Origin of the sequence: Bifidobacterium sp. UBA4282 (assembly GCF_002394995.1) — a bacterium.
GTDB lineage: Bacteria > Actinomycetota > Actinomycetes > Actinomycetales > Bifidobacteriaceae > Bifidobacterium > Bifidobacterium pullorum_B.
Map to the genome: position 1 here is coordinate 15,137 of NZ_DGVO01000037.1, position 7,006 is coordinate 22,142.

10 protein-coding genes are annotated in these 7,006 nt (G+C 62.5%); 7 read left to right on the forward strand and 3 right to left on the reverse strand.

Features of this window, described 5'->3' with window-relative positions; all coding sequences use genetic code 11:
* On the forward strand, positions 1-645 hold a 645-nt coding region (locus tag B4C31_RS05340), incomplete at its 5' end, for a tyrosine-type recombinase/integrase (protein WP_291531631.1).
* 34 nt (positions 646-679) lie between these two features.
* On the opposite strand, the gene B4C31_RS05345 is transcribed toward B4C31_RS05340, so the two are convergent.
* Both B4C31_RS05345 and B4C31_RS05350 read right to left on the reverse strand, forming a co-directional pair.
* Positions 680-967, reverse strand: coding sequence for an addiction module antidote protein (locus B4C31_RS05345; RefSeq protein ID WP_291531632.1), 288 nt, complete (start codon positions 965-967; stop codon positions 680-682).
* A 478-nt stretch (positions 968-1,445) separates the two neighbouring features.
* A complete protein-coding gene (locus B4C31_RS05350; protein ID WP_291531633.1) occupies positions 1,446-1,871 on the reverse strand; it encodes a hypothetical protein in 426 nt (141 codons plus the stop codon).
* Between the two features lie 330 nt (positions 1,872-2,201).
* On the opposite strand from B4C31_RS05350, the gene B4C31_RS05355 reads away from it, so the two are divergent.
* The gene (locus tag B4C31_RS05355; protein ID WP_291531634.1) at positions 2,202-2,342 is read left to right on the forward strand and encodes a hypothetical protein; all 141 of its coding nucleotides are present in this window, start codon (positions 2,202-2,204) and stop codon (positions 2,340-2,342) included.
* Between the two features lie 107 nt (positions 2,343-2,449).
* Positions 2,450-2,662 carry a helix-turn-helix transcriptional regulator gene (locus B4C31_RS05360; RefSeq protein WP_043169141.1) on the forward strand — a complete coding sequence of 71 codons (213 nt, stop codon included), beginning with the start codon at positions 2,450-2,452 and terminating at the stop codon, positions 2,660-2,662.
* 15 nt (positions 2,663-2,677) lie between these two features.
* On the opposite strand, the gene B4C31_RS05365 is transcribed toward B4C31_RS05360, so the two are convergent.
* Positions 2,678-3,259: a GNAT family N-acetyltransferase gene (locus tag B4C31_RS05365; protein WP_291531635.1), complete on the reverse strand. Its 582-nt coding sequence runs from the start codon at positions 3,257-3,259 to the stop codon at positions 2,678-2,680.
* A 194-nt stretch (positions 3,260-3,453) separates the two neighbouring features.
* Here B4C31_RS05365 and B4C31_RS05370 point away from each other — a divergent pair, with 194 nt between their 5' ends.
* The 4 genes from B4C31_RS05370 to B4C31_RS05385 all read left to right on the forward strand — a co-directional run.
* Positions 3,454-4,137 carry an endonuclease III domain-containing protein gene (locus tag B4C31_RS05370; RefSeq protein ID WP_291531636.1) on the forward strand — a complete coding sequence of 228 codons (684 nt, stop codon included), beginning with the start codon at positions 3,454-3,456 and terminating at the stop codon, positions 4,135-4,137.
* 251 nt (positions 4,138-4,388) lie between these two features.
* Positions 4,389-5,390, forward strand: coding sequence for a VanZ family protein (locus B4C31_RS05375; RefSeq protein WP_291531687.1), 1,002 nt, complete (start codon positions 4,389-4,391; stop codon positions 5,388-5,390).
* A gap of 122 nt (positions 5,391-5,512) precedes the next feature.
* Positions 5,513-5,917 (forward strand): pyridoxamine 5'-phosphate oxidase family protein, encoded by a 405-nt coding sequence (locus B4C31_RS05380; RefSeq protein ID WP_129237503.1) that lies wholly within the window; start codon positions 5,513-5,515, stop codon positions 5,915-5,917.
* Between the two features lie 269 nt (positions 5,918-6,186).
* The coding region (locus B4C31_RS05385; protein ID WP_414631848.1) for a S10 family serine carboxypeptidase-like protein at positions 6,187-7,006 on the forward strand (820 nt) is incomplete at its 3' end.

A 7,006-nucleotide genomic window follows, 5' to 3' on the forward strand; every position in this document is an offset into this window, starting at 1 on the left:
GACCTCGAGCATCTCATCCTGCACATCCGCCGCAGCCGCAAGACCATCGGACCACAAACCGTCGGCAGCACCAAGACCGAGCACAGCGTCCGCGACGAGAACATCCCGCCCCAATACGCGCCCTACCTCGACCGGCTCCTCCAGCAGGCCGGGCCGGAGCCCGACGCGTGGCTGTTCCCCAGCACGCGCGACGTGATCAAACCCATCCACCCGAACTCGCTGCGCTCGTGGTACGACGAGGCACGCAAGGCCGCGGGCCGACCGGACCTCAGATTCCATGACCTGCGCCACACGGTCCTCACCCTCCTCGCCCAACAGGGCGCCACAGTCAGAGAGCTCATGGACGCAGCCGGCCACGCCGACCCACAAACCGCCATGCGCTACCAGCGCAGCGTATCCGGACGCGCCCAGGACCTCGCCAAACGCATCGGCAACCTCATCCCACATCCGACACCATCCAAACCCTCCGACAACGCATCCAAACCAACAACGACGAAATCCAACGACTCCAGGAGGAGAACAGGCAACTCGAACAGCGCATCGCCGCGCTCGCCGATTCGGACGGCGTATCGTCGATGTAATCGCCGGAATACCAATGCCCTGGAACTGCACATGATAAAAAGCAGCCCCGGCGCTCGCAGGTGAGACGCCAGGGCGGCTTCGTGTCGGATGGCCGAGGTCATGCGGCCGATGGTTCGATGACGATGCGGCCGCCGAGGGCCTTGACGACCTTGGCGATGGTGCGGAACGACGGGTTGCCGTCCCTGCCGAGGCTCTTGTACAGGCTCTCCCGTCCGACGCCGGCCTCCTTGGCGATCTGTCCCATGCCGCGGGCCTTGGCCATGTCCCCGATAGCGGCCTGAAGCAGGGCGGGGTCGTCAAGTTCGGCCGCGGCGTTGATGTAGGCGATGGCATCCTGCTCGTCCTCCAGGTATTCGCTGGCGTCCCAGACGCTTGTCGTTACCATTGCTTGTCCTCCTTGAGTTCGGCCAGCATGCGCCTGGCCCTGTCGATGTCCTTGGGTTGCGTGCGTTTGTCGCCGCCCGCGAGCAGCAGCATGACCACGTCTCCCTTCTGCGCGAAGTAGACGCGGTAGCCGGGGGGCGAAGTGGAACCGCAGCTCGCTGACCCCGTCCCCGATGGTGTTGATGTCGCCCACGGGTCTGCCGGCCGTCTGGCACAGACAAATCCGCGCGTTGATCCGCGCCTTGGCTTGCCGGTCCCGTAGATTGCGGAACTAGGCGTCGTATTCGTCGGTCTTGCGTATCTCCATGACCACTATTGTATCCTATGGGATACAATAGTGCAAGTCGAAAGAACACAACGAAACCGCTCTGGCGCTTCTCCTTCTGGCGTGGGCGGGGTCGGGACCGTTTTGTTCGTCATAATGTTCCTCCAACTCGGGTGAGAGGGAAACAGCTGATCCTCGGTCTCCGGTGGCGGCGTCATCCGAACCGGTGGGGCACGTCCTTCCAATTGAACGTGTAGCTTTGGTCGTGTTGCTCTTCGCCGTGGGTGATGACGGTCGGAATGTTGTCGCGCCACGTGACGGCGAAATTGTCCGCATCCAATGATTTTCCGTCGTTACTCAGAATCGTTTCGATTTGTGTGACGTTCTCGGCTCCTATGACGTTCGGATCGGTGTCCCATAAGACTTTGATCCTGATATCGCTGGGACTGAAGAATACCGGCGAGCCGAGTTCGCTGATTGTCACTTCGCATGTGCCGTCAGGGGACTTGGCGTTGACAATGCGATGGGACATGTCCGTCTGTGACCAAACGAACGTGCAACCTGCGGCCCAGACCAGTGCGACCGCGAGGACGATGTGCTCGATGATGTGCGACGTGCCATGCGATTTCTCCCCGACCATACGACAATCCTACACTCGTTCCATGCCGGCGGATTGCGCGCGCACCCGAATGGAGAACGGTCCAGCCGCCACCCGTCCGCCATCAGACGTCTCTCGATTTCTTGAATCTCATGCACATAATATGCGCACGATGCGCATTATATTCCAGTTTGGAAGCAACGCAGGACTGACATACAATCAGTATGTCAAGTATACTTGGCATACCATGAAAGGGGGATTTCTCGTGGATAGGGATGAAATACTGTAAAAGGGCCGGAAGGACAATCGTCTCCATGACGAAGGGGCTTTGGACGCGCGCCAGAAAGGGCAGCGGGTGGGGTCGCCGGATTCATGGTTCTCGTCGCCGTCGTCATCGTCTACAACACGGTGATCGGCATCGATATCTCGCTGCCGTTGGTATTTCTTCTCGGATACCTGACCTGCCAGGCTTGGGGCAGTATGTGGCGCGTCGTGAAACGGTTGTTCTGGTGACTGGGGTTGTGGGGAGTGTGGGACTGGTGATCGCGTTGGCGGGCTATGTGCTGTCCACGCTACTGTAGGATCATCCATTCGTAACCAATGGCACGTGAGGTGACTGGTTGGACAATAGTCTGATTCTGCGGAACCGTTTGAGGGCGTCGCGGGCGGAAAAGGGACTTTCACAGACGCAATTGGCCGAGCTCGTGGGAGTCTCCCGCCAGACGATCAGCTCCATTGAAACCGGTCAGTTCAACCCGACGGCCAAACTCGCTCTGATCCTGTGCGTCGCCCTGGACAAGAAGTTCGAGGAACTGTTTTATTTCGACGAATGACCACGGGGCATCGGCTCAGTCCATCGCATCCGCGACTCCGGCCTCCCACTGTTCGCGGGTGATGCGGCGGACGGCTTCATCGCGCCAGACATCGCCCAGCAGCTCCATGCGCACATGCGGCTGGACGCGGACGAGCCGCAACCCGAGCTTGTCCATCACGCGGGAGGATTTCGCGTTCTCCACGTCATGCGTACCCCAGACCGCCTGCAGATCCAGAGCCTCGAACCCATGGCGCAGCAATGCACGCGCCGCCTCGGGAATGAGTCCCTGCCCCCAGTATGGTTTCCCGATCCAATATCCGATTTCCAGGGCCGGGGTCTGATATCCCGGCGTGCCGATGACGGAGGCGCACGGCTTCTGCAATCCGATGCTGCCGACCGGTTTGTCGGTTTGTTTGAGGACGACGGCATACGTCTCCGGTTCGCTCAGCACCGCACGGATGATCTCGGCGCTTTCCGCGACGCTCCGATGCGGCTGCCAGCCCGCGGCCGGCCCCACATCCGGACTGCTGGCATACGCGAACAGGGCCTGCGCATCCGCGGCATCATCCACTCGCCAAGGTCGCAGCATCAGCCGTTCCGTCTCCAGCACGGTCATGTCGGTCTCCCGTCTCGTCGTTGATCGCGTGCGATCGCGATACCTTCATTCACCACGATAGCTAAAGGATGTGCCGCGACCCCCGTCCGTCGCGCACGGATACCGGCGGGCTGCGGCACCGCGCGGAAGATGTCGGGGTTGCGCGGAGGGGAAGTGTTCGGTGACATACGTCGGCGACTGGGTAGGATGGCATCATGGATGAACGGTGTCTGATCGATGTGCGGGGCCTGTATGAGCTGCTGCTGGACCATATGGGGCCCACTCACTGGTGGCCCGCCGACACGCGGTTCGAGATCGCCATCGGGGCGATCCTGACCCAGAACACCGCATGGGGCAATGTGGAGACGGCGCTCGGCCGGATGAAGGCGGCCGACGTGCTGAACGCCCGTTCGATCGCCGATCTGCCGGACGAAACATTGTGGGACCTGATTCGTTCGACTGGCTACTACCGGCAGAAGGCCGTGTATCTGCGCGCGTTCTGTCAATGGTTCCTGGATCTGGGGGAATGGAGCCATGACGACGAGATCCCAGCCCTCGTGCGGGAACTCGACGACGAGACGCTGCGTCGGGAGTTGCTGTCCATCCGCGGTGTGGGCGGCGAGACGGCCGACGACCTGCTGCTGTACGTGTTCGACCGGCCCGCGTTCATCGCCGACCGCTACGCCCGCCGCATGTTCGAGACGCTCGGCGTGGACGACCTGCCGAAATCCTATGAGGGGCTCCGTCGTCGCGTCATGCCGTGCATCGATGTGGCTTCCTGGACCATCCCCGAATTCCAGGAGTTCCACGGTCTGATCGACGAACTCGGCAAGACCTGTCGCACCGAAGCGGACTGGAATCGCAGCATCGTTGCCGGATACCGCATATCGCTGCCGTGAGAACGGCGCCCGCGGTATGTCTTCGCATGGATGGCGATGCCGCGGGACGACTCGGCATCATCATCCGATCTGCCGGCGCCGACGGGAACCGAGGTCATCCGCAGGACGTATGACTCATGCGCGTTCAGCCGCGAATAGGCCCGACGGCCGATGCACGTCGCGCGGTCGGTGCCGTAGCATGACACCGTCGGACCCGGGCAGACGTCACGATCGTCGTGTACGGCCCCGGTCGGAAGGCGGGAAACGACATGATGGCATTCCTCGGCGACTTCACCGAGCCGTTCATCCTCGCGGTGGCGATCTGGCCATTCGCCTCAGCGGTGCTGACGCTGCCGGTGCTGGCGATGCTCTACCATCGCGAGAACCGCATCCGCCTGACTTCGGTCGCAGTCTCCTACGGGTGTGTGCTCTACCTGCTCGCACTCGGCTGCTTCACGCTGTATCCGATGCCGCAGGACGCGGCGGCATACTGTGCGACGCACCATCTGACTCCGCAGCTCGATCCGCTGCGGTTCATCGGCGACATCCGAGCCGACGGGGTGACTGCGCTGCTGCAGATCGGCATGAACATCGTGTTCTTCGTTCCCCTCGGCTTCATCCTGGGTCGTTTCCTCCGCACGGGGCTTGCGCGCACGGCGCTGATGGGATTCGCCGTGTCGCTGCTGATCGAAACCGCGCAGCTCACCGGCATCTTCCACCTCTACCCCTGCTCCTACCGGCTGTTCGACGTTGACGACCTGATTTGGAACACATTGGGCGCGCTCCTCGGCTATGCCGTCGCGGCGCTCGCCAACCGCGCGCTGCCGCGGCGGGATATCGACGAGGGCATCGTGACGGAACCCGGGTTCGTACGCCGTTGCGTCGCCTTCTGCATCGACTGCGTGATCACCGGGATTATCAGCGTGCCGTGCACGGCGATCGTATATCTCGTCGGCATCCGGTTCGCCGGGTTCAGGCCGTTGACCTTCGCGATGGGGGTCCCGATGTTCCTGATATGCCTGGCCGTCACCGAACTGTGGATCCCATGGGTGCGCGGCGGCTGTACGCTGGGGGCCGGGTTCGTTCGGATGAGCGTGGAGACCAGACCTCGGTGCGGTGCCCGGCGTGCCGTATTCTATCTGGCCCGCTTCGTGGTGATCTGCCTGACTGTGTGCTGGATGACCGGGAACGGGGGAGGGGTGCTCGGCGTGGTGTTGCTCGGCCTTGGGGTGTTCTGGCTGGTGGAGCACCGCATGCCCTATGACTTTATCTGATTATCCGATTATCCGAGCGGATCGCGCCATGCCGTGATGTTGGTCACAGTCGGTGATTCCACGGGGTGAAATCCCACCGCGGTGCAGTAGGCTGGAGATACGTCTAACGAAAGGATGGACATATGGCAACGCTCACCGAAGAGATGAAGACCTTCATCGAGAACAATCTGGCGTGGGTCACCACGATCGGCAAGGACGGCCAGCTCGATCTGGGCCCGAAGATGTCGATGTTCGTGCTCGACGACCATCATCTGGCCTACCACGAACGCACGGCCGGCCAGGTGTACCGCAACCTGCAGGACGGCAGCCCACTGGTCATCGCCGTCGCCAACCTGGCCGAGAAGAAGGGCTACCGATTCCGCGGCCCCGTGACCCTGCACACCGAGGGCGAGATCTACGACGCACAGGTCAAGGTCGCCCAGGAGAAAGGCACCAAGGTCCCGGCCTGCGTCCCGGTCATGGAGATCACCGAGATCCAGGACCTGACCTCCGGCGCCAACGCCGGCAAGACCATCGAGAAGGACTGAGCCGATTGGTCCCAAGGATATGCCGATGCCCGTCCGGGGAGCACTCCGGACGGGCATCGTCGTTACTGTCCCTAGTCCACGGGTGCAGCGGATCCGGTCGGCCCTGATCTTCAACATCCTCAACGCGTCCTTGAGCGAGAGCGGGTTCGCACTACCTCAAGGTGCGAATCCAACAGGGGCGGAAAACCGGGCCTCGAAAAACAAACCCCGAAGCAGTGCGAACCGTATCATGGGAGACATCCTGTCCATCACCGAACAAAGGACGATCAATGACCGATCAGAACACCACCACGGCGCAGACGCCGACCGCGGATGCCGACAAGGAGCACCTGCCCGAACCCTACGAGAAGACCACGCGCCACACCATCACGCTGGACGGGCGCGAATGGCGCTACGACGCCACCCTGGGCACCATCACCATCGACACCGCCAAGGTCAAGCCGGCCGCCAGCATCTTCTTCGCCGCATTCAACGCCGTGGACGACCAGGGCGCCACGGACCCGACCCGCCCGGTGACCTTCATCTTCAACGGAGGCCCCGGCTCCAGCTCCACATTCCTGCTATTGGGATCCATCGCGCCCAAACGCATCGACGTGACCGACACCGACCCCGTGCCCGCCGCCCCCTACACGCTCGCCGACAACCCCGAAACCCTGCTGCCGGTCAGTGACCTGGTGTTCATCGACGCGGCCGGCGCCGGCTTCTCCACCATCCTGGACAAGGCCAAGCCCGAACTGTGGAGCGTGGATGGCGACGTCAAGGGCTTCAGCGCGTTCATCCGCGCCTACCTGAGCAAATACCGCCGCTGGAAATCGCCCAAGTACGTGCTCGGCGAATCCTACGGCACCACCCGCGGCGCGGCGCTCGCCTACCGTCTCCAGCAGGATGGCGTCTCGCTGAACGGCCTGACGCTCATCTCGAACATCCTCGACTACGCGCATGTGTTCGACACCAGCGACCAGTGCTACGTCGGCTATTTCCCAACCTACGCCTCGGTGGCGCACTACCACGGCAAGGCCGGTCAGGGGCTCACGCTTGAGGAGCATCTGGCACAGGCCCGCGCCTTCGCCGACGGCCCGCTGCGTCTGG

What these genes read in the sequence shown, in the direction of transcription:
- B4C31_RS05355 (WP_291531634.1), top strand. Translation starts at nt 2,202, where the DNA reads ATGGTTCTCGTCGCCGTCGTCATCGTCTACAACACGGTGATCGGCATC.
- B4C31_RS05350 (WP_291531633.1), bottom strand. Translation starts at nt 1,871, where the DNA reads ATGGTCGGGGAGAAATCGCATGGCACGTCGCACATCATCGAGCACATC.
- B4C31_RS05365 (WP_291531635.1), bottom strand. Translation starts at nt 3,259, where the DNA reads ATGACCGTGCTGGAGACGGAACGGCTGATGCTGCGACCTTGGCGAGTG.
- B4C31_RS05370 (WP_291531636.1), top strand. Translation starts at nt 3,454, where the DNA reads ATGGATGAACGGTGTCTGATCGATGTGCGGGGCCTGTATGAGCTGCTG.
- B4C31_RS05375 (WP_291531687.1), top strand. Translation starts at nt 4,389, where the DNA reads ATGGCATTCCTCGGCGACTTCACCGAGCCGTTCATCCTCGCGGTGGCG.
- B4C31_RS05380 (WP_129237503.1), top strand. Translation starts at nt 5,513, where the DNA reads ATGGCAACGCTCACCGAAGAGATGAAGACCTTCATCGAGAACAATCTG.
- B4C31_RS05345 (WP_291531632.1), bottom strand. Translation starts at nt 967, where the DNA reads ATGGTAACGACAAGCGTCTGGGACGCCAGCGAATACCTGGAGGACGAG.